The organism is Nocardioides baculatus, from assembly GCF_016735675.1.
Classification (GTDB): Bacteria; Actinomycetota; Actinomycetes; order Propionibacteriales; family Nocardioidaceae; genus Nocardioides; species Nocardioides baculatus.
In genome coordinates this window covers 177,828-201,642 of sequence record NZ_JAERSG010000004.1, presented here as the reverse complement: position 1 = coordinate 201,642, position 23,815 = coordinate 177,828, and the positions used below count along the sequence as shown (strand labels likewise).

Here is a 23,815-nt window from a genome sequence, read left to right as displayed (position 1 = left end):
CTCCTCAGGCCGCTTCGCGGACGATGATCTCGCCGGCGACCAGGTCGATGTTGATGGACATGTCGGGCACGTCGTCCCCGCCGTCGAGGAAGCCGTCCTGGGTGATGTCGAACCCGTCGCTGCGCTGGTCGAAGACGCGGCTGTCGCCGCCGACGACCTGCGTGCTCACGTCGACGTCCATGCCGTCGGGCACGATCACCTCGACGCGGCCACCGACCCCGTCGATGGCGATGTCACGGCCGTCGAGGGCGTCGACGTCGGAGATCCCGGAGAGGTCGAGGGTGAAGCGGCCGCCGCCGAAGTCGTACTGGTCCTGCACGTCGCCCGCGCTGGTCGGGGAGTAGGAGCGGTCCTCCTCGTCGAAGTTGTTCCCGATCGTGGAGCCGGCCGTCGCGATCGCTGCGATGAGCCCGAGCGCGATCAGGCCTCCGGCTCGGCCCCAGAAGGAGCCGAGGATGAGCATGAGCGCGATGATCCCGAGGGCGAGCGCGGGGTAGGCACTGTCGACCACCGGCATGCCAGCGAGGTCGACCACGCCGAGGACACCCTCTGCCAGCGCGATCAGCGCGAGCGTGAAGAGGAACAGCTTGGGTCCGCGCTTGCGCGGGTTGCGCGGGTTGCGCGGCCGGCGCGGCACCTGGGCGTACTGCCCCCAGTGCCCGGGTGCGTCGGTCGGGCCGTGGGTGGGGTAGGTCGGCTGGTCGTACGCCGACCCGGCGCCCGGCGCGTACGACGTCTCCGCGTAGGCGGTCTCGTCAGTGGTCGAGGCGAAGCTGGGCTCGGAGTAGCCGTAGCCGGTGCGCGGTCGCGAGCCGTTCTTCTCCTTGCGGTGCAGGAACCACACCACGAGGGCGGCCACGATCGCGACGGGCCACGGGAACCAGAAGGCGCCGGCCCAGTCCCCGACGGCGGCCAGGAGGGCGAGGATGCCGACGCCCGCGAGGGCCATCGAGCGGCTGCGCCGGTCGAGGCCGAGCGGCTCGTCGTCGGTGCCCTCCTCGGGCACGAGGAGCCAGGCGCCGACGTAGAGGAGGAGGCCGGCTCCGCCGAAGAACACCCCGACGACGAGGGCGACGCGCACGATGATCGCGTCGATGTCGAGGTGGCGGGCGATGCCACCGGCGACGCCGGCGATGTGCCGGTCGGTGACGCTGCGGCGCAGGCGGCCGAGGTCCTTCATCTCGTCGCGGCTGACGCGGGGACCGGTGGTCGGCGTCGGGGCCTGTGTCTGGGTGGGCTGCTCGCTCGGAGCGGCGGGGTCGGCGTCGTTCATGGCTCCACTCTCGCCGCCCGCGCGGCCCACCACCATCGGGGACAGCCCTGATTCGCAAGGCCGTTCGGCCCGTCCCGGCCCGGGGGTCGGACTCAGGGTCGGGTCGGGGTCTCTCCTCATGGTCCGGGCCCAGCCCGCCTGCGACGATGGAGGCACGATGAGCCACCCACACGCGCCCCGAGCCGGTCGGTCCCGCCGGGCCTACCGCGACATCTCGGCGCCCATCGCCGGCGGCGTCGCCTCCGGCCTGGCGAAGCACCTGGCCCTCCCCGTGCTGTGGGTGCGCGGGTTCTTCGTCGCGACCGCCTTCCTCGGCGGCTTCGGCCTGATGCTCTACGCCGGGCTCTGGATGTTCCTGCCCGCCGACCAGTTCTTCGAGACGAGCGCACCCGGCCTGGAGAGCGCGTCGCGGACCGGGAAGCGCCCGCGCCGTCGCTCCCGCCTCCGCGACGCCGGGCCGGCGATCGCCCTCGGCGCCCTCTTCTTCGGCGTGGTGCTCGGCGTGGAGGGCATCTTCGGCCAGGGCGCACTGTTCTGGCCGGTCGTCCTCGGCGTCGCCGGCATCGCCCTGCTGTGGCGCCAGGCCGACGAGGCGCAGCGCGAGCGCTGGACCGACACCACCGGCCGGATCGATCCCTTCCGCGCGGTCTTCGGCAACGGCGGCTGGGCGGCCTACGCCCGCATCGCCGCGGGTCTGGGCCTGATCGTCACCGCGATGATCGTCTTCGCGGTGGCGGCGGGGAAGGCGACGTTCGCCGTGCCGGTGCTGGTCGCCGGCCTCCTCGGCCTCCTCGGCCTGGCGATCGTCGTCGGGCCGTGGGGCCTGCGGCTGGTCAACGACCTCAGCGCCGAGCGCGCCGAGCGGGTCCGCACGCAGGAGCGCGCCGACATGGCCGCGCACCTCCACGACTCGGTCCTCCAGACCCTCGCCCTGATCCAGAAGAACTCGCACGACTCGACGATGGTCGCCCGGCTCGCGCGCTCCCAGGAGCGCGACCTGCGCCAGTGGCTGTTCGAGGCCGACACCTCCGACTCGACGACGCTCGCCGGCGCCCTCAAGGAGATGGCCGCCGACGTCGAGTCGCAGCACGACGTCGTCGTCGACGTGGTCACCGTCGGCGACTGTCCCCTCGACGAGGAGCTGCGCCCCGTCGTGCACGCCGCCCGCGAGGCGGTCGTCAACGTCGCCAAGCACGCCGGCACCCAGCGCGCCGACGTCTACGCCGAGACCTCCGACTCCGCGGTCGACGTGTTCGTCCGCGACCGCGGCACCGGCTTCGACGTCGGCGGCGTCGCCACCGACCGCCACGGAGTCCGCAGCAGCATCGTCGACCGGATGGACCGCCACGGCGGCCGTGCGGACGTACGCTCTGCTCCCGGCGAGGGGACCGAGGTCCGGCTCCACATGCCCCGCACCGCCACCGCCCGCAGCAACGCCGAGGAGAACCGATGACTGTCACACCCGTCCGCGTGGTGCTGGTCGACGACCACGCCATGTTCCGGGCAGGCGTACGCGCCGAGCTGGCCGCGGCGGGGGCCGGCGTGGTCGAGGTGGTCGGCGAGGCCGCCGACGCCGACTCCGCGATCGCAGCCGTCCACGAGCTCCGGCCCCAGGTGGTGCTGCTCGACGTCCACCTGCCCGGTGGCGGCGGCGTCGAGGTGATGCGTCGCCAGCCGTCGCCCGACGCGCTCTACCTCGCGCTGTCGGTCTCCGACGCCGCCGAGGACGTCATCGGCACCATCCGCGGCGGCGCGCGCGGCTACGTCACCAAGACGATCACCGGCCCCGAGCTGGTCGACGCGATCACCCGGGTCGCCGGGGGAGACGCGGTGTTCTCGCCGCGCCTGGCCGGCTTCGTGCTCGACGCGTTCGCCGGGTCGATCGACGTCGCGGCCGTCGACGAGGACCTCGACCGGCTCACCGAGCGCGAGCGCGAGGTGATGCGCCTGATCGCCCGCGGCTACGCCTACAAGGAGGTCGCGAAGGAGCTCTTCATCTCGGTGAAGACCGTCGAGACCCACATGTCGTCGGTGCTGCGCAAGCTCCAGCTCTCGAGTCGTCACGAGCTGACGAAGTGGGCCTCGGACCGCCGCCTCCTCTGACGCCGATCGCCCTCCGTCCGGGTGGGCGAGGTTTGACAACGACCACCCGAACCGAAACGGTCGGAGGATGTCAGACACCGTCACAGACTCTCGGCTCGACGAGGACGACAGCGAGCTCAAGCGCTCCATCACGGGGCGCCTGCTCTTCTTCTACACGCTCGGGGACGTGCTCGGATCGGGCATCTACGTCCTCATCGGCCTCGTCGCCGCAGCGGTCGGTGGCGCCTTCTGGATCGCCTTCGCCCTCGGCGTCGCGGTCGCGGCGATCACCGGTGCGGCCTACGCCGAGCTGGTCACGAAGTACCCCCAGGCGGCCGGCGCCTCGCTCTACGTCAACAAGGCGTTCGGCAGCCGTCCGCTGACCTTCCTCATCACGGTCTCCTTCCTCGCCGCGAGCATGGCCGCCTCCGGCTCGCTCGCGACCGGGTTCGCGTCCTACTTCTCCGAGCTGTGGGCGGCACCGCCCGCGCTGCTCGTCTCGCTCGTCTTCGTCGCGATCCTCGTGGTGGTCAACTACATCGGCATCACCGAGTCGGTCGTGATCAACATGCTGATGACCTTCGTCGAGGCGGCCGGGCTGGTCATCGTGATGATCATCGGCATCGTCTTCATCGCCCAGGGCAACGCCGACTTCGGTGTGCTGACCAAGATCGACACCGGCGGTGACTACAGCAGCCCCGCGCTGGCCGTGCTCGCCGGCATCTCGTTCTCCTTCTTCGCCATGACCGGCTTCGAGAACACGGTCAACGTCGCCGAGGAGACCATCGAGCCCTACAAGGCGTTCCCGCGCTCGCTCGTCGGCGGCATGATCGTGGCCGGGCTCGTCTACGTGCTCGTCTCGATGGCTGCCGCGCTGACCGTCCCCGTCGACACGCTGGCCGGCTCCGACGCGGCGCTCCTCGAGGTCGTCAAGGCGGGCATCCTGCCCTTCTCCACCGACCTGATGGCGACGATCTTCTCGATCATCGCGCTGGTCGCGATCACCAACACGACGCTCGTGACGATCGTCACCCAGCCGCGGATCCTCTACGGCATGGCCCGCGAGGACGTCGTACCCGGCATCTTCGCCAAGATCCACCCGACCCGACGCAGCCCGTGGGTCGGCCTGATCTTCAGCGGCGTCGTGGTCGGGCTGCTGCTGATCATCGGCACCGCGGTCACCGCGTCCGGCGGCGGGATCGACCTGGTCGGCCGCCTCGCGACCGTCACCGTGGTCCTGCTGCTCGCCATCTACGCCCTCGTGATCGTGTCCTGCCTCAAGCTCGGTGGGCAGGACGAGCACGACGAGTTCTTCCACGCCAACCGGCCGCTGCTCTTCGTGGGCCTCATCGGCAACCTCGCGATCCTCGGGTTCACCATCTACGACGACCCGCACTCGCTCATCTGGTGCGCCGGGCTGCTCGCCATCGGCGGGGTGCTGTTCGTCGCCGAGCAGCTCTTCGGCTCCAAGGGCACCGGCTCGAACACCCCGGACCTCGACGACGTGAAGGGAGTCTGACCGTGCACGTCATCGTCGCCACCGACGGTTCGCGCCAGTCGCTCGCCGCCGCCAAGCACCTCAAGTCCTTCGCCGACCCGACCAAGGTCACCGAGATCTCGGTGGTCGCGGTCGTGCGGCCGCTCGCCTCGGTCGCCTTCGCCGACGACCTCTCCGAGGGCAGGATCGACGGCTCGTTCCGCGACGCCGCCTCGAGCGCGGTCGACACCATCGCCGCCGTTTTCGACGGCTGGGGCCCGAAGGTCCACAAGCGGGTCCGCAGCGGCTCGGCGGCCAACGAGATCATCAAGGCCGCCAGGCAGTACGACGCCGGGCTGGTCGTCGTGGCGTCCGGTGGTCGCGGCCTGACCGACGGCGTCCTCGTCGGCAGCACCGCGCAGCGCGTCCAGCACTATGCACCCTGCCCGGTGCTCGTCGTACGCCCCGCGCCCCGGAAGAAGAAGTAGCGCCGGCACCGCCCTAGGGTGTCCGCCATGGAGACCCTGCGGCTGGTGCTGCTCTTCGTCCACATCCTCGGCTACGCGGCGCTGCTCGGCGGCCTCCTCGTGCAGGTGCGCGAGGGGACCAAGTCGGTCAACCCGCTCATGCGAGACGGCATCGGCACGGCGTTCCTCGCCGGCCTGCTGCTCGTCGGCGTGCTGGAGAGCCTGGGCTCTCCCGACCACGCCAAGATCGGCGTGAAGTTCGCGATCGGGCTGGTGATCCTGGTGCTGGTGATGGTCAACGTGCGCAAGCCGAGCATCCCGCAGGGGCTCTACTTCGCGCTGCTGGGCCTGACCCTCGTCAACATCGCGGTGGCCGTGTTCTGGTCACCTGTGCACGCCTGACTCCTCTGTCGCCGGGGCCGCATAGGGTTGGTCCGAGATGACTCCTCCGACCCCCTCCGAACAGACCCAGGCCGCCCTGCTCGAGCACCCCCTCCTGGAAGGACTCAACGACCCCCAGCGGGCGGCCGTGACCCACTCCGGCGCGCCCCTGCTCGTGGTCGCCGGAGCCGGCTCGGGCAAGACGCGGGTGCTGACCCGCCGCATCGCCTGGCTGATCTCCGAGCGCAAGGCCCACCCCGGCTCGATCCTCGCCATCACCTTCACCAACAAGGCCGCGGCCGAGATGAAGGAGCGCGTCCAGGACCTGGTCGGCAACCGCGCGAAGATCATGTGGGTCTCGACCTTCCACTCCTCGTGCGTGCGGATCCTCCGCAAGGAGATCGACCGGGTCGGCTTCAAGTCCAACTTCTCGATCTACGACGCCGCCGACTCCAAGCGGCTGATGACGCTGGTCCTGCGCGACCTCGAGCTCGACCCGAAGCGCTACCAGCCCAACGCCGTCCTCCACTGGGTCTCCGACCAGAAGAACGAGCTGCGCGACGCCGAGGACGCCGCCAAGGAGGCGCGCAACTCCTTCGAGGAGGCCTACGCCAGGGCCTACACCCACTACCAGCGTCGGCTGCGCGAGGCCAACGCGCTCGACTTCGACGACCTGATCATGACGACGGTCCACCTGCTCCAGGCCTTCCCCGACGTCCGCGAGAACTACCGCCGGCGCTTCCGCCACGTGCTGGTGGACGAGTACCAGGACACCAACCACGCCCAGTACAGCCTGATCCAGCAGCTGTGCGGCCAGTCGCTGGAGGAGGAGCACCACGAGTCCGTGGAGCCCAGCGAGCTGATGGTCGTCGGCGACGCCGACCAGTCGATCTACGCGTTCCGGGGCGCCGACATCCGCAACATCATGGACTTCGAGCAGGACTTCCCCAACGCGCAGACGATCCTGCTCGAGCAGAACTACCGCTCGACGCAGACGATCCTCACCGCCGCGAACTCGGTCATCGGCAACAACTTGGGCCGCAAGCCCAAGCGGCTGTGGACCGACGCCGGCGAGGGCTCGCGGATCGTCGGCTACGTCTCCGACGACGAGCACGACGAGGCCCGCTTCGTCAGCCAGGAGATCGACCAGCTCGTCGACGACGCCGGCGTACGCCCTGCTGACGTCGCCGTGTTCTACCGCACCAACGCCCAGTCGCGGGTCTTCGAGGAGGTGTTCATCCGCACCGGCCAGCCCTACAAGGTGGTCGGCGGGGTGCGCTTCTACGAGCGGCGCGAGGTCCGTGACGCCCTGGCCTACCTCCGGATGCTGGTCAACACCGCCGACGAGATCTCGCTGCGGCGGGTGCTCAACACCCCCAAGCGCGGCATCGGCGAGCGCGCCGAGGCGTGCATCGCCGCGCTCGCCGAGCGCGACCGGACCACCTTCTGGGAGGCGCTGACCCGTGCCGCCGAGGCGCCGGGCCTCGCCACCCGCAGCCTGAAGAACATCGAGGCCTTCGTCGCGATGGTCCAGGAGCTCCAGTCGATGGTCGAGGCCGACGAGCGCCCCGACGTGATCCTGGAGTCGGTGCTCGAGCGCTCGGGCATGCTCACCGAGCTCGAGGCCAGCGACGACCCCCAGGACGGGACCCGCGTGGAGAACCTCGCCGAGCTCGTCGCCGTCGCCCGCGAGTTCGCCGAGGACCCGCAGCCCGGTCCGAGCGCCGACCCCGCCGAGGTCGAGGCCGGGACCGTCTCGGTCGGGCTGGGCGACTTCCTCGAGCGGGTCGCCCTCGTGGCCGACGCCGACCAGATCCCCGACGCGCCCGACGGCGACGACTCGGGGGTGGTGACGCTGATGACGCTCCACACGGCGAAGGGGCTCGAGTTCCCCGTCGTCTTCCTCACCGGACTCGAGGACGGCGTCTTCCCGCACCAGAGGTCCCTCGGCGACCAGCCCGAGCTCGAGGAGGAGCGCCGGCTGGCCTACGTCGGCCTGACCCGCGCCGAGAAGCGCCTCTACGTCTCCCGCGCCCTCGTCCGGTCCGCGTGGGGCGCGCCCAGCCACAACCCCGCCAGCCGGTTCCTGGACGAGCTCCCCGTCGACCTCGTCGACTGGCGCCGTACGGCCGCCGAGCAGACGCGCTGGGGCCGGGCCGACCACGCCGGCGGCTCCACCCGCCTCGGCACCCCCACCGACGCGGGGCGCCGCAACTTCTCCTCAGCCGCGCTCCGCGCCGACGCCGCCTCCAAGGCCAAGCCGGCCCGCGACATCCCGAGCCTCTCGCCCGGCGACCGTGTCGTGCACGACTCCTTCGGCATGGGCACCGTCGTCGCCGTGGACGGGGTCGCCGAGAAGTCCGTCGCCTCGATCGACTTCGGCTCCGAGGGCGTCAAGCGCCTGCTGCTCCGCTACGCCCCGGTCGAGAAGCTCTGAGGGACCGCCGACGGCGGACGAGCAGGGGCGAGCCCCAGGTCAGGGGACGATGCCGTGCTGGACGAAGGCCTGGAAGGGGTCGACCGGGCCACCGCCGCCGGGGCGGACCTCGAGGTGGAGGTGGGAGCCGGTGACGTTGCCGGTGGCGCCGACGGTGCCGATGGTGTCGCCGCCGTAGACCCGCTCGCCGACGGAGACGTAGATCGTCGTCTGGTGGCAGTACCAGATCTCGGTGCCGTCATCGAGGGTGACGACGGTCTTGTTGCCGTAGGCGCCGTCGTAGCCGGTCGAGGTGACCGTGCCGTTGGCGATGGCGTGGATCGGGTCGCCGGTGTTGCCGTTGAAGTCCAGGCCGGTGTGGTAGCTGGCCCAGAGGCCGTACTGACCGAAGGTCGCGGTGATCTGGTAGACGTCAAGCGGCAGGAGCCACTTGTTCTCCTTGATCTTCGCCGCCTGCTTCTCGGCGGCCTTGCGGATCTCGGCGAGCTTGGCCTCGCGCTCGGCCATCTGCTTCTCGGCGAGGGCGACCAGCTCGGGGTCGGTCTCCTCACCGGTGGAGTCGCGGCTACCGCTGCGGCTGACGACGGCGCCGCGGCGCGAGAGCGCCTGGCCGGCGACGGAGCCGATCGAGCCCTGGGCGTCGAGCGAGGAGCCCGACGAGGTCAGCGCGGTGACACCCGCGCCCGATGCGGTGACGGCGCCACCTGCGGAGATGGCGAGCACGGCGACCCCGGCCACGAGAGGCAGGGACGGCACGCTCCGCAGCACCGAACGGCGGGTCGGCGTGGTCGCTCGACGCTTTCCGATCAGGGGTGCTTCCGCTGCCGAGGGGGTGCGTCGCTTGGGAGCGCGCTCCGCTCGGTGGTTGCCCATAGGAAATAGTCACCAATCTGCCGGGTCGTCATCAGGGGGGTTTGAGGTCGGCAAGACCGCGCACGACTGTAACGGATAGATCACGGAAAAGGACATCGACGGCAAAATTCGTGCATAGCTGCAGGTCAGGAGCGTGCGGCCTGGTAGCGCTCGAGGGCTTCGACCCGTTCGTCGGCGTGATCGACGATGCGGAGCGGGTAGTCCTTCTCGTAGCCCACGTCGGACTTCCACGGCTCGTGGGCCGCCTTGCCGGGCAGGTGGGCGAGCTCGGGGACCCAGCGGCGTACGTAGTCGCCCTGCGGGTCGAACTTCATCCCCTGGGTGATCGGGTTGAAGACGCGGAAGTAGGGCGAGGCGTCCGTCCCGGTGCCCGCGACCCACTGCCAGCCGTGGTTGTTGGACGCCACGTCGCCGTCGATCAGCAGGTCGAGGAAGTGCCGCGCGCCGACCGGCCACCACACGTGGAGGTCCTTGGTGAGGAAGGAGGCGGTGATCATCCGGACCCGGTTGTGCATCCAGCCGGAGTGGAGCAGCTGGCGCATCCCCGCGTCGACGATCGGGAAGCCCGTCGTCCCCGTGCGCCACGCCTCGATCGCGTCCTCGGGCTCGTCGTAGCGCATCCCCTTCAGGGCCGGCTTGAGGTCGGTCCACGCCGACGCGGGCTCGTGCCAGAGCACGTCGGCGTAGAACTCGCGCCACGCGATCTCGTTGGCGTAGGTCGACCGGGTGTCGATGTCGGCCAGCAGCGAGCGCGGGTGCAGGACGCCGAGGTGGAGGTAGGGCGAGAGGCGCGAGGTGCCGTCGTGGTCGGGCCGGTTGCGCTCGTCGGAGTAGGACCGGAGGCCCTCGTCGCGGAACGAGCGCCAGCGACGCCACGCGGCGTCCTCGCCGGCCCCGGGCAGCTCGAACGGCGCGTCGGCCACCGCCTTCTCCAGCATGTCGAGAGCCCGCTTGTGGGAGTCGGCGGGCGCGAGGTCGGGGGAGCGGGGCGTGGCGGCCGGCTCGGGCCACCCGTGCTCGCGCCAGCCCCGGGCGAAGGCGGTGAACACCTGGTAGGGGTTGCCGCTGCCGTTGCGCACCCGCCCCGGCCCCACGGCGTACGGCGACCCGGTGGCGACCAGCTCGACCTGCTCACCGACCGCCTCGTCGCGGCGGCGGCCGTAGGGCGTCGTCTCCGCCGACACGTGCACGCGGCGACCGTCGGCGACGCGGGGGACGACCTCGCGCGGGTCGCCGTGGTGGACGGTGAGCGGGATCCTCTCGGCGAGCGCGAGCACGTTGGCCGCGAGCCATGCCCGCCGCGCCGCACCCGCCCCGGACCAGATCGCGGGGTCGACGACGAAGAGCGCCGTGGTCGTGCCCTCCTCGAGCGCCGCGAGGAGCGCCGGGTTGTCGCGCACCCGCAGGTCGCGCCGGAACCACATGACTGCCGAGCTCGGCCTGGACGTGGAGGACATGCGGTTCAAGGTAGCCCGGCGCGCAGACAGGGGGTGACCACCACCACGCTCACCCGGCCTCGTGGAGACCCGCCCGACGGGTCTAGGGTGCCGAGAGGGAAAACCCGCCACTGTTCGCAAGACGAAAAGGATCGGTCACCTCGTGGACCTGATGGAATTCCAGGCGAAGGAGCTCTTCGCCAAGCACGGAGTCGCAACGACGTTGGGTGTGGTCGCCGAGACCCCCGAGGCCGCTCGCGCAGCCGCCGAGGAGATGGGCGGAGTCACGGTCGTCAAGGCGCAGGTCAAGGCCGGCGGCCGCGGCAAGGCGGGCGGCGTGAAGATCGCGAAGACCGCCGACGAGGCCGAGTCCTACGCCCGCGACATCCTCGGGATGGAGATCAAGGGCCTGCGCGTCAACCGCGTCCTGGTCACGCCGGCGACGCCGCCGGTCGAGGAGTACTACTTCTCGTTCCTGCTCGACCGCTCCAACCGCTCGCACCTGTGCATCGCCTCGGTCGAGGGCGGCGTGGAGATCGAGGAGGTCGCCAAGACCAACCCCGACGCCGTGAAGCAGATCCCGATCAACGCGCTCGAGGGCGTCACGCCCGAGAAGGCCGCCGCGATCGTCGACGAGGCCAAGTTCCCCGCCGAGCTGCGCGACCAGGCCATCGAGATGGTGCAGAACCTCTGGAAGGTCTACGTCGAGGAGGACGCCACCCTGGTGGAGGTCAACCCGCTGGCCCGCCTCGAGGGCGACAAGCTCGAGGCGCTCGACGGCAAGGTCTCGCTCGACGAGAACGCCTCCGAGGTGCGTCACCCCGACCACGCGCAGTTCGAGATCCGCGAGGAGGCCGACGCGCTCGAGTCGAAGGCCAAGGACAAGGGCCTCAACTACGTCAAGCTCGACGGCCAGGTCGGCATCATCGGCAACGGCGCGGGCCTCGTGATGAGCACCCTCGACGTCGTCGCGTACGCCGGTGAGGCGCACGGCGGCGTGAAGCCGGCCAACTTCCTCGACATCGGTGGCGGCGCCAACGCCCAGGTGATGGCCGACGGCCTCGACGTGATCCTCAACGACGAGCAGGTCAAGAGCGTCTTCGTCAACGTCTTCGGCGGCATCACCGCCTGCGACGAGGTCGCCAACGGCATCAAGGGCGCGCTCGAGATCCTCGGCGACAGCGCCACCAAGCCGCTCGTCGTACGCCTCGACGGCAACAACGTCGACAAGGGTCGCGCGATCCTCGACGAGCTCAACCACCCGCTGGTCACCCAGGTCGACACGATGGACGGCGCGGCCGACAAGGCCGCCGAGCTCGCCCACCAGGCCTGAGAGAGAGAACTGAGAAGATGAGCATCTACCTCAACAAGGACTCCAAGATCATCGTCCAGGGCATGACGGGCGGGATGGGCGCGAAGCACACCACCCTCATGGTCGAGTCGGGCGCCAACATCGTCGGCGGCGTCAACGCCCGCAAGGCCGGTACGACGGTCGAGCTCGGCGGCCAGGAGCTGCCGGTCTTCGGCACCGTCGAGGAGGCCATGAAGGAGACCGGCGCCAACGTCTCGGTCGCCTTCGTGCCGCCCGCCTTCACCAAGGACGCCTGCATCGAGGCCATCGACGCCGAGATCCCGCTCCTCGTCGTGATCACCGAGGGCGTCCCCGTCCTCGACACCGCCGAGGTCGTCGCCTACCTCGAGGGCAAGTCCACCCGGATGATCGGCCCCAACTGCCCGGGCATCATCACGCCCGACGAGTCGCTGGCCGGCATCACGCCGCACACGATCGCGGGCAAGGGCCCGGTCGGCCTGGTCTCGAAGTCGGGCACGCTGACCTACCAGATGATGTTCGAGCTGAAGGACTACGGCTTCACGACCGCCATCGGCATCGGTGGTGACCCGATCATCGGCACCACCCACATCGACGCGCTCGAGGCCTTCGAGAACGACCCCGACACGAAGGCGATCGTCATGATCGGCGAGATCGGCGGCGACGCCGAGGAGCGTGCGGCGGCCTACATCAAGGACCACGTGACGAAGCCGGTCGTCGGCTACGTCGCCGGTTTCACCGCCCCGGAGGGCAAGACGATGGGCCACGCCGGCGCCATCGTGTCGGGCTCGTCGGGCACCGCGCAGGCCAAGAAGGAGGCCCTCGAGGCCGCCGGGGTCAAGGTCGGCAAGACGCCGTCGGAGACCGCCGCGCTGATGCGCGAGGTCCTTCAGGCGCTCTGATCGAACGCTTCCAGACGGCTCCGCAGGTCAGCCTGCGGGGCCGTCGGCGATTTCGGGTGCTCCTGCCCGTGGCGGTGGCGCGCCGGTCGCTGGGCCTCCCAGAGGATCCGCCACACGACGTGTGCGCCCAGGAGGCGCACCGGCGCCACCGCGGAGACGCGGCGGGGCGAGGGGAGGGTCGGGCAGGCCGAGCTGGCCAGCGTGGATGGAATGGACATGACTGGTTAACACCCCGTTTTCGTGAACTGACACATCTGTGCGATCGACCTCGCGGCCTCTGAGCCCATGGCGTCGACCTGTTGCTGTCCGTCGCCACCGGGATAGCCGGCATGGCCCCCGTGGCTCACGACCAGCACTGCTCGTCCGACCCGTACGACCACGGTGCTCGCACCGAAGACGGACGGACTCCCGTTGAATGTGTCGCGCTCGAGTATCGCCCACCCGTCGTCCCCGAGCGCAACCGGGCGGACCTCGCGCTCGGTCCCGAACCCGTCCTCTCCGGGCGGCTCGGTCGGGCAGGACCGCTCGAACGCGACGAGGTCCTCGACGGCCGCCACCGCCGCGTCGTCGTCGTCGTACGTCGTGAGCTGGCGGGTCCGGTAGTCCTCGGCGCTGTCCCAGCCGGCGCGGACCCGGTCGACCCGCGCGGGCTCTCGCCACTCGGTGCCGCACGCCGTGAACACGACGGCGTCGGCCACGCGGCTCGGTCCGGACCGGCCGTCCCCGTCGGCCTCCGAGCTCGGCGGCCACCCGGCCAGCATCGGGAAGTCGTCCGGGATCTGCTCAGTCTGCGCCACGGCGGGCTCGCCGCCCTCGGTGAAGACGTCCATCGCAGCGACGACGTCCTGGAGCTGCTGAGCGGTGCCGTCGACGCCGTCGGACACGTCCGGCCACTCGCCGTAGGTCTGGGTCACCAGCAGGGCCGCACCGACCGGTACGACGTGGACCACCAGGTGGCCCGGCCCGGGCTCGCCGTCGAAGAGGTAGCCCTGCACCACGACGGTCGCGGGCGCCTCGCCGAAGGTCGACTCGCGCGCCTCGGCGGTGGTCTCCACACCGCTGCCCGTCGTCGGGCGGTCGCAGCCGGTGGCCAGGTCGGTGAAGGACGCGGCAACGCGCGCGGACTCGTCGGGGCTACCGAGCAGCACCAGCTCGCGGGTGGCCAGGGACTCGCCACCGCTGTTGTCGGCGACCATCCGGTCGCGGGTGCCCAGTCCGCGCAACGGGGACGTGCCGCACAGCTCGAAGCTGCGCAGCCCGGTGCCGGTGCGGGTCGTGGGGACGGTGTCGCCCGGTCCACCCATCCCGGCGGACAGCGGGAAGTCGTCCGCGATGCGGGTCGCCGCCGCCGCGGTGGTCGGGGGAGAGTCCTGATCGCCCGCCGTGGGGTCGGCGCCCGCCGCCCCGGAGCCGGTCGACGGCCCGGCCGACGGCTGGCCGCCGCACGCGGCGAGCGTGGCCGTGCAGGCCAGTGCCGCGGCCAGCAGTCGCGCGGAGGAGCTCATGACAACTGAGACACCGCACAGGGCGAAAAGGTTGCGTCACGTGCCCGCAGGATCAGCGGGGCGGTGTCAACGAGGAAGGCCCTCGAGGCGATCGAGCATGCGGCGGGAGAGGGCGACGAAGTCGTCGCGCGCCATCGTCATGTCACGTACCGGGGCGAACCCCAGCTGGGAGACGGCCGTGCCGTCGCGCACGATCGCCATCAGGAAGGGGAACGACTGGCTGTCGTTGAGCTCGATCGACAGCGCCCACACGCTCAGGTCCGAGTCCGCGGACGACGACGAGGCGAGGGGCGTGACCGTCGTGCCGAGGTTGGCCTGGCCGCACTGCCGGATCTTCGTGCGGATGCCGGCGACGAAGTCCCGGGCCTTCGCCTGGGCCATCTCGCCGATCGTCTGGGTGAGGCCCAGCTGGTCGTTGGGCGTCCCGGGGAAGAGGAAGGTCCGGGTCTTCGCCCGGCTGATCCCCTTGCCCGCGAACGAGGTGTTGTCGCAGCGGGTGGCGGCGTAGTTGGCGCGGGCCCGCTCGGGGTCGGTGCCCACCCAGGGGCCGACCACCGATGCGACCGGCGGCAGGTCGACGACCGACAGGAAGCCGGGCGGCGCGCCGATGTCGAGCGGCGCCGTCGCGCTGGAGCGAGCCCGACCGGCGCACGCCGCGGCGCCCTCGGTGCCGCAGAGCGCGTTGACGGAGGCGGAGAGGCCGGTGAGGGTCGCCTTGTCGCTCGCCGCACGACCGGTGCTGCGCACGACCGTGGTGACCACCAGGCTCCCGGTGCGGGCCAGCCCGACGGTGAGCGTGGACTTCTGCTTGCCCCACGTCCGCAGCCGGAAGGCGCGGGCCTCGTCGCCGACCCGCTTGACGGTGAAGGTGTCGAGGAGCTGCGTGCGCGGGTCGGCGCACCCGCCGTACCAGACCGACGCGGTCTGGAACGCGGCTGCGGCCCGGTCGGCGTCACGTGACATCTCGACGAGCTGGACGGCCGTCGACTCGACCCGGGTCTCCTGGCTCTTGCGGGTCCGCTTCCCGGCGCCCGTGGCGCCCTTCTTGGCGGTGGTGCGCACCGTGCGGGTCGCGGATCCCTCCCAGGTGCGAGCGAGGGCGGTGACGCCCTCGGGGTCGGCGAAGCGCTCGCGCTGGCACGGCGCGAGCAGGCCGGAGCCGGACAGGTTGTCGGTGGTGGCGGTCTCCGACCAGTCGAGGCCGGCGCCGAAGCGCGCCATCTGGGCGGGGGAGAGCAGCGCCGCCTCGTCGATGAGCGGCTCGCCCGTCGCATCGGCCGGCTCGGGTGCATGGACCGTCACCCCGGCCGACACCTTCTCCTCGCGGAGGCTGGTCGCCTCGGCGTCGGCGCCGGTGGCCACCAGCGAGCCGGAGACGACGAGCGCGGCGGCGGCCACGCCGGCGCCGATCACGGTGTGCGTACGGCGGCGCGCGGCGCCCGCGCGCCGGATGACGGTCGCCCGCGGCCACCGGATCTCCTCCAGCGGCGCGGCGAGCTCGCCCAGCAGGCGGCGTACGTCGGTCGTCTGCACGTCGCGGGTCAGCGCGAACTGCGACGTGGCGGTCTGCAGCTCGCGCTCGGCGTCGGAGCGTGGGAGGCCGACCATGCGGCCGATGTCGGTCAGCGACAGCGTCGAGAGCGCGTTGAGCACCAGCAGCTCGCGCTGGCGCGGGGTCAGCTTGGCGAGCGCGTCGAGCGTGGCGCGGACCTCGGGGGCCAGCGACTTGTCGCGGTGCCAGATCCGGGCCGTGTGCTTGCGCCGGGCGCGTCGGAAGGCGAGCGGGCGGATGTAGCCGTCGCGGTCGTCGAGGGAGCCGACCTTGCGCCAGTGGTGCCACGTCACGACGAACGCGTCCCGCACGGCGGCCCGGGAGGCCGGCGCGTCGCCGGTGAGGGCGTACGCCTCGTGCAGGAGGCGCGTGCGCGTCTCGACGTAGTAGGCGTCGAAGGTCTCGGGGCTCCTCATGACCCGCTCCACGGTACGGGAGTGGCACACGCCGCGCACATCGATCCCGGCTGGATCCGGGAGGTCCGCGAGTGCGGCGTGGGAGCACGGCCAGCCGAGGGTGCCGGGTGATGATGGATCGGCCATGACGTCGCTCCTCACCCGTCCCGACAGTGCCCGGTCGAAGGCTGCCCGCTCCCAGCGCGGCCCGGGCGATGCGGCCCGCCAGCGGCCGCTCGTCCTGATCGCGACCCTGGGCGGCGTGTGCGCGGCGCTCGCCCCCCTCGTCGTCCTGCTCGCGGTCGGCGTGATCGGCTGGTTCGTCACCGACGCGGGCGTCCACGGTGCCCCGCGCGACGGGATGCGGATGGGTGCGCTGGCCTGGCTGGCGGGCCACGGCTCGGGCTTCACCGTCCTCGGCACCCGCGTGACGATCGTGCCGCTCGGCGTCACCGCGATGACCGTCTGGTCGATGTGGCGCCTCGGCCACCGCGTCGGTGACGCGGTGTCGAGCCACGGGCCCGACGCCGACCGCATCTCCGACGGCGAGCGCGACTTCACCGTCCCGATCGCGATCGCGACGTTCTTCGCCGGGTACGCCGTCGTGGCGGTCGTCGTCGCCACCCTCGCGGCCGGCACCACCGCGGACCCCTCGGTACCGCGGGTGCTCGCGTGGACGATCGCGATGACCGCCGTCGTCGCGGCGCCCGCGATCGCGACGGGCTCCGGCCGCGCCGCCATCTGGGCGACCTTCGTGCCGTCGACCGTGCGAGCCGGTGCGGCGGTCGCCGGTGCCGTGCTCTCCACGCTCCTCGTGGTCTCGATGCTCACCTTCCTGGCCGCGCTCGTGATGTCGTTCGGCGAGGCGGCGACGATGACCTCGAGCCTCCACCCGAGCCCCGCCGAGGCCGGCCTCTACACCGTCGTCAACGCCGCCTTCGCCCCCAACGCCGCGCTCTTCGCCGGCTCGTTCCTCCTCGGCCCCGGGTTCGCCGTCGGCGGCGCGACGGTGGTCTCGCCGGCCGCCGTGGTGGTCGGACCGCTCCCGGTGGTCCCGCTCGTCGCCGCGCTGCCCTCGGTCGGCACACCGGCCGGCTGGGTGGGTGGCCTCATGCTGCTGCCGCCGCTGGTCGCGGCGGTCGTGGCCTACCGCACGCTCCGCCCCCGTCCACTGACCTGGGACCAGGTCGCGCTGGCCGGATGCGGTGGCGGGCTGGTCGCGGGCTTCGGCTTCGCGGTCCTCGCCTCGCTGTCCGGCGGCGCCGCCGGACCGGGTCGGATGCGCTTCATCGGCCCGTTCACGCGCGACGTGCTGGTCCACTCCGTCACCGCGTGCGGTGTCGGCGCCCTGATCGGCGCCTCGGTCGTGGCGCTCCTGGTCTGGCGCTCGAACCGGGCCTGGCCCGACCCCGCCCGGGAGTCGGCCACCGTCGAGCCCGACGAGGACTGACGTGGGAGCTGGTCACAGCCACGGCGACCGGCCGTCGCTCGGCCCTGCCCCGCGCCGGCTGCGGGTGCTGGTCGCGCTCCTCGTCGCCCCGCTGGTCCTCGCGACGGTCGTGGGGCTCGTGGTGCTCTGGCCCGACGGCGACCTCCAGGTCACCGGCATCGGGACCGACGTCGAGCGCGGCAAGGCCGTCGTCACGGAGGTCGGCGAGTGCCGCAACGACGTCGACGGGTGCCGGCTCGCGCAGGTCGACCTGGTCAGCGGTCCCGGAGCGCCGGGGAAGGCCGAGGCACTGATGCCCTACGGCCCGGGTGCCCCCGAGGTGGCCGCCGGCGACCGCATCGTCGTGTCCTACGCCCCCGAGGCGCCCGAGGGGGAGCGCTACGCCTTCCAGGACTTCGACCGCGGTCCGCCGCTGCTCACGCTCACGATCCTCTTCGCCGTCGGCGTCCTCCTGCTGTCGCGCTGGCGCGGGATCGGGGCGCTGGCGAGCCTGGCGTACTCGCTCGTGCTCATCGCGATGTTCACCCTGCCGGCGATCATGGAGGGCTCCTCGCCGCTGGCCGTCGCCGTGGTGACGGCTGCCGCGATCATGCTGGTCACGCTCTACCTCTCCCACGGGTTCGACGTGCGCTCGACCGTCGCGATGCTGGGCACGCTCGTCTCGCTGGTGGTCATCGGCGTCCTCGGGTGGGCCTTCACCCGTGTCGGTCACTTCACCGGCCAGGTCGACGAGGGCAGCCAGTACATCTCCGGCATCGCCGCGCAGGTCGACCTCCGCGGGCTGCTGCTCGCCGGTCTGGTGATCGGCGCGCTCGGGGTGCTGGACGACGTGACCGTCACCCAGACCTGGGCGGTGTGGGAGCTCGCCGACCTCGACGCCGACGCGACCACCCGCTCCCTCTTTACGCGGGCGATGCGCATCGGCCGCTCGCACGCCGCCTCGACGGTCAACACCCTGGTCCTGGCCTACGTCGGGGCGACCCTGCCGCTGATGCTGGTCTTCTCCGCGCTCGACCTGCCCTTCCAGATCGCGGTCAGCCAGGAGATCGTGGCGCAGGAGGTGGTCCGCGGCCTCGTCGGCGGGCTCGGCATCCTCGCCGCCGTACCGGTCACGACCGCGATCGCCGCGCTCGTCGCGAGCCGGCTGGTCCGTCAGCGGACACCGGACTCTTCGCCGTCCCACCGCGCCTAGGATTCGGGGCGTGAACCGCCCCGCACGCCTCGTCGTCCTCGTCTCGGGGTCCGGCACCAACCTCCAGGCCCTGCTCGACGCCTGCACCGATCCGGCGTACGGCGCCCGGGTGGTCGCCGTCGGCGCCGACCGGGACGGGATCGAGGGCCTGGCGCGCGCCGAACGAGCGGGCATCCCCACCTTCGCGCGGTCGGTGTCGGACTTCGAGACGCGCGAGGGCTGGGACGCTGCCATGACGACCCTGGTGGAGCGCTTCGAGCCCGACGTGGTCGTGTCGGCGGGCTTCATGAAGCTGCTGTCCACGGACTTCCTGGCGAAGTTCCTCACCCTCAACACCCACCCGGCGCTGTGCCCGGCCTTCCCGGGGATGCACGGCCCCCGCGACGCGCTCGAGCACGGCGTCAAGGTCACCGGAGCGACACTCTTCGTGGTCGACGCGGGCGTCGACACCGGACCGATCGTCGCGCAGGTGCCCGTCGAGGTGGCCGAGGACGACGACGTCGACTCGCTCCACGAACGGATCAAGACCGCCGAGCGGGCGATGCTCGTCGACGCCGTCGGACGGATCGCCCGCGAGGGCATCACGGTGGACGGTCGCCGGGTTCGCATCGGGACGAGTGCTCGCTAGGCATGTCGCTCAGGCCCGGGGCGCAGCAGGTCCGGGCGTGAGTGTCATGCCTTAGTCTGCTGCCACACGACTGGCGCAGGTGGGACACCACCAGGGAGTGACGCGCGAGGGGATCGAACGCCTGGGTGCCCTCGACTCGACAGTGAACCGATCCGTCCGAGGAGTCCCGTGTCCCCCGAGAACCGCATCCCGATCCGCCGAGCGCTCGTGTCCGTCTACGACAAGGCCGGGCTCGACGACCTGGTCCGCGGCCTGCACGACGCCGGCGTCGAGCTCGTCTCCACCGGAGGTTCCGCCGCGCTGATCGAGTCCCTCGGCCTGCCGGTCACGAAGGTCGAGGACCTCACCGGGTTCCCCGAGTGCCTCGACGGCCGGGTCAAGACGCTGCACCCGCGCGTGCACGCCGGCATCCTCGCCGACCGCCGCCTGGAGTCCCACGTCGCCCAGCTCGAGGAGCTCGGGGTCGAGCCGTTCGACCTCGTCGTCAGCAACCTCTACCCGTTCACCCAGACCGTCGCCTCGGGTGCGAGCCCCGACGAGTGCGTGGAGCAGATCGACATCGGCGGCCCGTCGATGGTGCGCGCCGCGGCCAAGAACCACCCGAGCGTCGCGATCGTCACCTCGCCCGCGGCGTACGCCGACGTGCTGGCCGCCGTCGCCGCCGGCGGCTTCACGCTGGCCGAGCGGCAGCGCCTCGCCGCCGAGGCGTTCGTGCACACGGCGACGTACGACGTCCACGTGGCGTCGTGGATGGGCAACGTGCTCACCGACACCTCCGAGGGCTCGGGCTTCCCGGCCTGGATGGGTGCGACGTGGAGCAAGGAGGCGGTGCTGCGCTACGGCGAGAACCCGCACCAGGGCGCCGCGCTCTACAGCGACGGCTTCCTGCCCGGTGGTCCCGGCCTGGCGCAGGCCACGCAGCACCACGGCAAGGAGATGTCCTACAACAACTACGTCGACGCCGACGCCGCCCGCCGCGCGGCCTACGACTTCAGCGAGCCGGCCGTGGCGATCATCAAGCACGCCAACCCGTGCGGGATCGCGATCGGCACCGACGTGGCGGACGCCCACCGCAAGGCCCACGAGTGCGACCCCGTCAGCGCCTTCGGCGGCGTGATCGCCACCAACGTCCCGGTCTCGGTCGCGATGGCCGAGCAGGTCGCGGAGATCTTCACCGAGGTGATCGTCGCGCCCGGCTACGAGGACGGCGCGATCGAGGCGCTCCGGGCCAAGAAGAACATCCGCGTCCTGGAGTGCCCGCCGCTCGCGCGCGGCGGCGCCGAGACCCGCGCCATCTCCGGTGGCCTGCTCCTGCAGCACCGCGACGTGCTCTCCGCCGAGGGTGACGACCCCTCGACCTGGACCCTCGCCACCGGCGAGGCCGCCTCGGAGGAGGTGCTCGCCGACCTCGCCTTCGCCTGGCGCGCGTGCCGCGCGGTGAAGTCCAACGCGATCCTGCTCGCCGCCGACGGGGCCTCGGTCGGCGTCGGCATGGGCCAGGTCAACCGGGTCGACTCGTGCCGGCTCGCGGTCGAGCGTGCGGGGGAGCGGGTCACCTCCGCGGTCGCCGCCTCCGACGCCTTCTTCCCCTTCGCCGACGGTCCCCAGATCCTCATCGATGCGGGCGTGAAGGCGATCGTGCAGCCCGGCGGATCAGTGCGCGACGAGGAGGTCGTCGCGGCGTGCGAGGCCGCCGGGGTGACCATGTACCTCACCGGCGCTCGCCACTTCTTCCACTGATCCGGCGGCGAGCGGTGTTATCTTGACGTCAAGATAACTCTCAGGGGGTACGACGTGCGCTGGTGGCAGCGGATCCTCCCGCCGACGAAGCTCGAGCGGGACCTGGTCTGGCAGTGCGTGCTGTCGGCCTTCGCGACCGGGACGTTCCTCACCGGCACGGCGGTCTACTTCACCAGGGTCGTCGGGCTGTCCGGGGCCGAGGTCGGCCTCGGCATGTCGATCGCGGCCGCGGTGACCCTGTTCCTCCAGCTGCCGATGGGCCGGCTGGCCGACCGGGTGGGCGCGAAGCCGCTGTGGGCGACCGCGAGCGCGGTCGAGGCCGCGCTCTACTTCGCCTGGCCGCTCATCGGCGGCATGACGACCTTCGTGCTGATGCTGAGCGTGCTGGCGATCTTCGAGACGGCCGGGCGCAACGCGCGCAACGTCTACCGGATCGCGGTCTTCGCGCGGGACGTACGCGTCCGGGCCCTGGCCTACATGCGGGCCGCGCGCAACGTCGGCTACACCCTCGGCGCGGGCGCCAGCGGCGTCGCGCTCGGTCTCGGCACCGACGCCGTACGGCAGATCCCGTACGTCACCGGGGCCCTGCTCGTGCTCAACGCGCTGCTGATCGCGACCGTGCTGCCGGTGATCGCCCGCCAGGTGCCGGCCACCGACGGCGACGACCCCACCACCGCGGCGCCGCCGGCCTGGCGCAATCCCGGTTTCGTGGTGCTGAGCATCTGCAACGGCGTGCTCTCCTCCAACCAGGTGCTGCTCAACGTCGTCGTACCCCTCTGGCTCGTCGAGCGCACCGACGCCCCGCCGGCGCTGCTCGCGTGGCTCTTCGGCACCAACACGGTCCTCGCGGTCGCGCTGCAGGTCCGCGCGAGCCGCGTCGCCGACTCGGTCGACGGCTCGTTGCGGGCGGTGCGGTGGTCGGGCTGGGCGTTCATCGTGTCGTGCGGGCTGATCGCGTGGACGCACGAGACGGTCGGCTGGGTCTCGATCGTGCTGATCTGGATCGGGCACGTGACGATCACCGGCGCCGAGCTGTGGCAGTCCGCCGCGGACTGGTGCCTCACCAGCGAGCTCTCCGACCACCGGCGCCTCGGCGACTACCAGGGCGTGTGGGGCCTGGGCTACCAGATCGAGCCGATCGTCTTCCCCGCGCTCTACACGTACCTGGCCCTCCAGGTCGGCACGCCCGGCTGGATCGTGATCGCCCTGATCGGGGTCACCGCGGCCGTTGTTGCGCATCCCGCTGCGCGCGCCGCCGAGCGTCACCTCGTCCGTATCGGTGCGCCCCTTGGTGTCTAGGGGGTGGCTCTCAGCTCCATGGCCTGCTGCGCGCCGCCCTGCGGGCACCTCGCTGCGTTGTCGTCAGTCGTCGATGCTGGCGCATCGCCTTCCTCCTCCGCCTTGCGAGGCACTCCGCAGGACGACGCTCGCGACGGCCGAGAGCTGAGAGACACCCCCTAGACTGCGGGCGTGACGGCACAGATCCTGGACGGCGAAGCCACCCTGCGGACCATCAAGGCGGAGCTCACGGAGAGGGTCGCTGTCCTCAAGGAGCAGGGCGTCGTGCCCGGCCTGGGCACGGTGCTGGTCGGCGACGACCCCGGCTCGCACTGGTACGTCGGCGCGAAGCACAAGGACTGCGCGGAGATCGGCATCACCTCGATCCGGCGCGACCTCCCGGCGACCGCCTCGCAGGCGGAGGTGGAGGCCGTGATCGACGAGCTCAACGCCGACGACGGGTGCACCGGCTTCCTCGTGCAGCAGCCGACCGGCCTCGACGAGTTCGCCCTGCTGTCGCGCGTCGACCCGGACAAGGACGTCGACGGGCTCCACCCGATGAACCTCGGCAAGCTCGTCCTCGGCGAGGCCGGCCCGCTGCCCTGCACGCCCGTCGGCGCGATCGAGCTGCTGCGCCGTCACGACGTCGAGATCGCGGGAGCGGAGGTCGTCGTCGTCGGTCGTGGCCTGACCGTCGGGCGCCCCCTCGGCCTGCTGCTGACCCGCCGTTCCGAGAACGCCACCGTGACCCTGTGCCACACGGGCACCCGCGACCTGGCCTCCCACGTGCGCAACGCCGACATCGTCGTCGCCGCCGCGGGCGTGCCGGGCATCATCACCGGCGACATCGTCAAGCCGGGGGCGGCCGTCCTCGACGTCGGCGTCTCCCGCGTCGACGGCAAGGTCACCGGCGACGTGGACCGGAGCGTGTGGGACGTGGCCGGCTGGGTCTCGCCCAACCCCAAGGGCGTCGGGCCGATGACCCGCGCGATGCTCCTCACCAACATCGTCGAGATCGCCGAGCGGTCCGTCCGGTCCTGATGTCCTCGACCGAACCCGAGCACGTCGAGGGCGCCCCCGAGGAGGAGCGCCGCTACCCCTCGACCATCGGCGGGATGTTCTACCTGCTCGTGCTGGTGGTCGTCGTCGCGGCACTGGTGCTCGCGGCGTTCGCCGACGGCGGGTGGCGCACCGGCGTACGGATCATGGGAGGGGCGCTGGCCTTCGGGGCGTTCGTCCGGCTGATCCTCCGCGCCCGCGACGCCGGCATGCTCGCCGTACGCCACAAGGTGCTCGACGCGCTCATCCTGCTGGTCCTCGGCGGCCTGCTGATCTTCCTGGCCGGGTCGATCCCCGAGCAGCCCGGCGGCTTCTGAGCCCGTCACAACGCACGAGCGGTGCGTGAGGGGGATCTCCC

The 23,815-nt window shown here is 71.7% G+C and carries 20 protein-coding genes and 1 riboswitch; of the genes, 15 read left to right on the top strand and 5 right to left on the bottom strand.

Going from position 1 to position 23,815, the window contains the following annotated elements; all coding sequences use genetic code 11:
- Positions 1-4: 4 nt before the first annotated feature.
- Positions 5-1,273, bottom strand: a complete 1,269-nt coding sequence (locus JI751_RS14060) for a PspC domain-containing protein (protein ID WP_236666261.1) — start codon at positions 1,271-1,273, stop codon at positions 5-7.
- Positions 1,274-1,430: 157 nt separating this feature from the next.
- On the opposite strand from JI751_RS14060, the gene JI751_RS14055 reads away from it, so the two are divergent.
- From JI751_RS14055 to pcrA, 6 genes are all read left to right on the top strand, one after another.
- A complete protein-coding gene (locus JI751_RS14055) occupies positions 1,431-2,726 on the top strand; it encodes an ATP-binding protein (RefSeq protein WP_201937842.1) in 1,296 nt (431 codons plus the stop codon).
- The gene (locus JI751_RS14050; protein WP_201937832.1) at positions 2,723-3,376 is read left to right on the top strand and encodes a LuxR C-terminal-related transcriptional regulator; all 654 of its coding nucleotides are present in this window, start codon (positions 2,723-2,725) and stop codon (positions 3,374-3,376) included. Before JI751_RS14055 ends, JI751_RS14050 begins: the two co-directional genes overlap by 4 nt.
- 67 nt (positions 3,377-3,443) lie before the next feature.
- On the top strand, positions 3,444-4,874 hold the full coding sequence (locus JI751_RS14045) for an APC family permease (RefSeq protein WP_201937825.1): 1,431 nt from the start codon (positions 3,444-3,446) through the stop codon (positions 4,872-4,874).
- 2 nt (positions 4,875-4,876) lie between these two features.
- Positions 4,877-5,320, top strand: a complete 444-nt coding sequence (locus tag JI751_RS14040) for a universal stress protein (protein ID WP_201937824.1) — start codon at positions 4,877-4,879, stop codon at positions 5,318-5,320.
- A 27-nt stretch (positions 5,321-5,347) separates the two neighbouring features.
- On the top strand, positions 5,348-5,701 hold the full coding sequence (locus JI751_RS14035; RefSeq protein ID WP_201937823.1) for a hypothetical protein: 354 nt from the start codon (positions 5,348-5,350) through the stop codon (positions 5,699-5,701).
- A 37-nt stretch (positions 5,702-5,738) separates the two neighbouring features.
- Positions 5,739-8,117, top strand: coding sequence for a DNA helicase PcrA (pcrA, locus tag JI751_RS14030; protein WP_201937822.1), 2,379 nt, complete (start codon positions 5,739-5,741; stop codon positions 8,115-8,117).
- Between the two features lie 39 nt (positions 8,118-8,156).
- On the opposite strand, the gene JI751_RS14025 is transcribed toward pcrA, so the two are convergent.
- Together JI751_RS14025 and JI751_RS14020 are read right to left on the bottom strand one after the other, a co-directional pair.
- Positions 8,157-8,873, bottom strand: coding sequence for a M23 family metallopeptidase (locus JI751_RS14025; RefSeq protein WP_201937815.1), 717 nt, complete (start codon positions 8,871-8,873; stop codon positions 8,157-8,159).
- A gap of 242 nt (positions 8,874-9,115) precedes the next feature.
- The gene (locus JI751_RS14020; RefSeq protein ID WP_201937813.1) at positions 9,116-10,447 is read right to left on the bottom strand and encodes a cryptochrome/photolyase family protein; all 1,332 of its coding nucleotides are present in this window, start codon (positions 10,445-10,447) and stop codon (positions 9,116-9,118) included.
- Positions 10,448-10,589: 142 nt separating this feature from the next.
- On the opposite strand from JI751_RS14020, the gene sucC reads away from it, so the two are divergent.
- Positions 10,590-11,759: an ADP-forming succinate--CoA ligase subunit beta gene (gene sucC, locus JI751_RS14015; protein WP_201937811.1), complete on the top strand. Its 1,170-nt coding sequence runs from the start codon at positions 10,590-10,592 to the stop codon at positions 11,757-11,759.
- A 17-nt stretch (positions 11,760-11,776) separates the two neighbouring features.
- Positions 11,777-12,658 (top strand): succinate--CoA ligase subunit alpha, encoded by an 882-nt coding sequence (gene sucD, locus JI751_RS14010; RefSeq protein WP_201937810.1) that lies wholly within the window; start codon positions 11,777-11,779, stop codon positions 12,656-12,658.
- A 224-nt stretch (positions 12,659-12,882) separates the two neighbouring features.
- Here the strand turns inward: sucD and JI751_RS14005 are convergent, their stop codons facing one another.
- Entirely contained in the window at positions 12,883-14,163 is a 1,281-nt protein-coding gene (locus tag JI751_RS14005; protein WP_201937806.1) for a hypothetical protein, read from the bottom strand.
- Between the two features lie 66 nt (positions 14,164-14,229).
- On the bottom strand, positions 14,230-16,131 hold the full coding sequence (locus JI751_RS14000) for a SigE family RNA polymerase sigma factor (protein WP_201937804.1): 1,902 nt from the start codon (positions 16,129-16,131) through the stop codon (positions 14,230-14,232).
- 124 nt (positions 16,132-16,255) lie between these two features.
- Here JI751_RS14000 and JI751_RS13995 point away from each other — a divergent pair, with 124 nt between their 5' ends.
- The 7 genes from JI751_RS13995 to JI751_RS13965 all read left to right on the top strand — a co-directional run bounded on the left by JI751_RS13995 (position 16,256) and on the right by JI751_RS13965 (position 23,774).
- The gene (locus tag JI751_RS13995) at positions 16,256-17,560 is read left to right on the top strand and encodes a cell division protein PerM (RefSeq protein WP_201937797.1); all 1,305 of its coding nucleotides are present in this window, start codon (positions 16,256-16,258) and stop codon (positions 17,558-17,560) included.
- A 1-nt stretch (position 17,561) separates the two neighbouring features.
- On the top strand, positions 17,562-18,752 hold the full coding sequence (locus tag JI751_RS13990) for a YibE/F family protein (RefSeq protein ID WP_201937795.1): 1,191 nt from the start codon (positions 17,562-17,564) through the stop codon (positions 18,750-18,752).
- A 10-nt stretch (positions 18,753-18,762) separates the two neighbouring features.
- Positions 18,763-19,380, top strand: a complete 618-nt coding sequence (gene purN, locus JI751_RS13985) for a phosphoribosylglycinamide formyltransferase (RefSeq protein ID WP_307814227.1) — start codon at positions 18,763-18,765, stop codon at positions 19,378-19,380.
- A gap of 56 nt (positions 19,381-19,436) precedes the next feature.
- A riboswitch (ZMP/ZTP riboswitch) is annotated at positions 19,437-19,514 on the top strand.
- Positions 19,515-19,548: 34 nt separating this feature from the next.
- Positions 19,549-21,120 carry a bifunctional phosphoribosylaminoimidazolecarboxamide formyltransferase/IMP cyclohydrolase gene (gene purH / locus JI751_RS13980; protein WP_201937793.1) on the top strand — a complete coding sequence of 524 codons (1,572 nt, stop codon included), beginning with the start codon at positions 19,549-19,551 and terminating at the stop codon, positions 21,118-21,120.
- A 54-nt stretch (positions 21,121-21,174) separates the two neighbouring features.
- Positions 21,175-22,419, top strand: coding sequence for an MFS transporter (locus JI751_RS13975; RefSeq protein WP_201937791.1), 1,245 nt, complete (start codon positions 21,175-21,177; stop codon positions 22,417-22,419).
- A 171-nt stretch (positions 22,420-22,590) separates the two neighbouring features.
- The gene (locus tag JI751_RS13970) at positions 22,591-23,439 is read left to right on the top strand and encodes a bifunctional methylenetetrahydrofolate dehydrogenase/methenyltetrahydrofolate cyclohydrolase (protein WP_201937790.1); all 849 of its coding nucleotides are present in this window, start codon (positions 22,591-22,593) and stop codon (positions 23,437-23,439) included.
- The gene (locus tag JI751_RS13965; protein WP_201937774.1) at positions 23,439-23,774 is read left to right on the top strand and encodes a DUF3017 domain-containing protein; all 336 of its coding nucleotides are present in this window, start codon (positions 23,439-23,441) and stop codon (positions 23,772-23,774) included. Before JI751_RS13970 ends, JI751_RS13965 begins: the two co-directional genes overlap by 1 nt.
- Positions 23,775-23,815: the final 41 nt, after the last annotated feature.